The following is a 2,404-nucleotide window of genomic DNA, read 5'->3' as shown; positions in this document are numbered from 1 at the left end:
GGCCTACACCGATCGGGTTGGCGTCTGCTCCGCGAAGCCCTCTGATTTCTGCTTTCCAGGCTCCCGGTGCTGGTGATGTAACTGAAACAGTGCGATCATAGTAGAGCGGGAATAGCAGGCTGACTCCCGAGCTGTACTCCGTGCCATCTGGTGCGATCAGGACGAGGTTAATTGGATTGCCTGTTTGTTCCATTACACCTGCACCATCTACTTTTGCCACTAGGCTGGACATGCCTTCTCCAACCGTAAATTCATACTGATTGTCAGAAACAAATATTAATGGGTTATAGTTGACTGAAAATTCCTTGCGTTCCGTTATCGATTTTACATTGCTATAAAAGGTTTGTGCTGCGTTTACTGTTTTACCATAAGCAGTGTCGTTAAAGACTTTGTCAATGGCAGCATATGCATTGACGTAGCCTGAACCCACTTCCCACGTTTCATAGCCTGGCATATTTGTAGCTGTCTGTTCAAGAATCTGCTTCACTTCTGCAGGTGAAAGCAGTGGATTTGCTTCAAGCATCAGTGCAACAATTCCTGCTACATGCGGAGTGGCCATCGAGGTTCCGCTCATTGTTGTGTAGTAAGGCAGATACGCTGTTTCGATCGTCTCGATATCCTGCTGCGCTCCAAGGCTTGATACCGGCCCAATGACGCGAGTTGATACAATATCGACACCTGGGGCAGTAACAGTAGGCTCATCCTTCCATGTCCATTCCTGGCCATCCAAGGTAAAAGTTCCGCCCACACCCTTTGTTCCTCTTGAAGAGAAATCAGCCAGCTTGCCGTCCTTAACACCCGCTGCTACTGAGATGACCCATGGTGCTTTTGCATAGGGGTTATGTGTGTTTTCTGCTGGCCCTTCATTACCTGCTGCAAAAAGAACCGTGATACCGCGGTCATATGCTTTTTTGCTGGCAATATTGATTGGATCATTTGGATCGAAGTCGCCTGAAGATCCCCATGAATTGGTGATGACGCGAATATTGTACTGCTGCTGGTGAGTGATGGCATAATCGAAGCCGCCGATGCCATCAAGGACGAACAACGCCGCGCCTGATCCGTAGCCGATTAGATCCGCACCCGGTGCTGCACCTTCATATTTGCCGCCTGACATCGCACCTGTTCCGCCAACCGTTCCTGCAACATGTGTGCCATGGCCGGAATTCGTATCCGTATTTGGAACGTTTTCCTGATAAGTGATTGGCAGCAAGCCTGGTGCAAGGGCATTCAGATTGGTCGACCCTAAAACGTTCTGGACAAGATTTTTACCAAACTCATGGTCTTTATGTGTGCCATCCACTCCACTGTCATTCACGACAACGCCGATCCCTTTCCCCGTAACAGGAAGACCGCCGTTTGCCTTGCGGAAGCTGTCGTCCGTTCTTGCTTTATCAACTCCAGTGATGGCAGTTGCGTCGGCATTGAAATAGGATAGCTTCTTGTTTAAGTAAATCGATTGGACCTCTGAGTTGGCTGCCAGTTTTTCAATTTGTTCCTTTGTTGCGATCACTCCGGCAATCGGCAACGACTTCATGCTGAGCCCTGTTTCGATGCCAAGCGTCTTTAACAGCGACAATTGTGTACTGCTTGGCGCACCATCACCTTTGAAAGTGACAATGACTTCAAGTGAGCTGGCTGTACTGAGTGCTTTATCAACCAGTGGATCAACAACCGCAGTACCGGTCGTTGCGGCACCAGCATTCCCTTGCTGGACCATAAAGGATGGGAAAATGAGCAACAGGGCAAATAAGAAATAGATGAAACGTTTCATGTGGATCTCCTCTCACCTAATATAAAATTTTAAAATTCTTGAATTTGCAATCCTTTAACCCTAGGATAAAACCGATCTTCAAGGGGTGTAAACTTGGTTCCGGAATGTCTATTATTGTGTCATACCAAGGTTGCAGATGGGTGGTGCAGCTTCAGCAGGAGCACCGGAGGGGTCATAAAAATAAAAGAAAAAGTGGCGGCTTTCTACTTCATGCAAAGTTCAACTCCTTAGCTATTTTTCTTAATATTCCCACAATTTTTACATTGAAACCATTTTGCAAGAGAGTTAAAAAATATTAACCTCCTCACTTTTTCTTATTACTAACAAAGTAGTAACAACAGGTATCGAAAGCATAAAAAAAAGCCCCAAAAAGGACCCTTTAACACGTTAAACCGCCGGGGGTCTGACCCCCACCCCTTTAAAGCATCACCGCGCCGGGGGTCAGACCCCCACTGCTTTAATACGTTAGCGCGATACCTAAAGACGTTATATTCCTCTGTTCTTTCTCACCATATCTTTTTGGCTGAACCAGTCGCTCAAGGCTTTATTGATCATTGCCACACTCAGCGCAGTAAGTGTAAAAAATAGGATTGGGACGTAGATAATCCATTCGTTGGTCATCAGGAATCG

General features: G+C 46.7%; 1 protein-coding gene. It reads right to left on the bottom strand.

All coding sequences use genetic code 11. The features are described from left to right. The coding region (locus WB217_RS04360; protein ID WP_423990986.1) for a S8 family serine peptidase at positions 1 to 1,774 on the bottom strand (1,774 nt) is incomplete at its 3' end. Between the last annotated feature and the right edge of the window lie 630 nt (positions 1,775 to 2,404).

Origin of the sequence: Mesobacillus sp., assembly GCF_049588175.1 — a bacterium.
Taxonomy (GTDB): Bacteria; Bacillota; Bacilli; order Bacillales; family Cytobacillaceae; genus Mesobacillus.
This window is presented reverse-complemented; position numbering and strand designations above follow the sequence as displayed.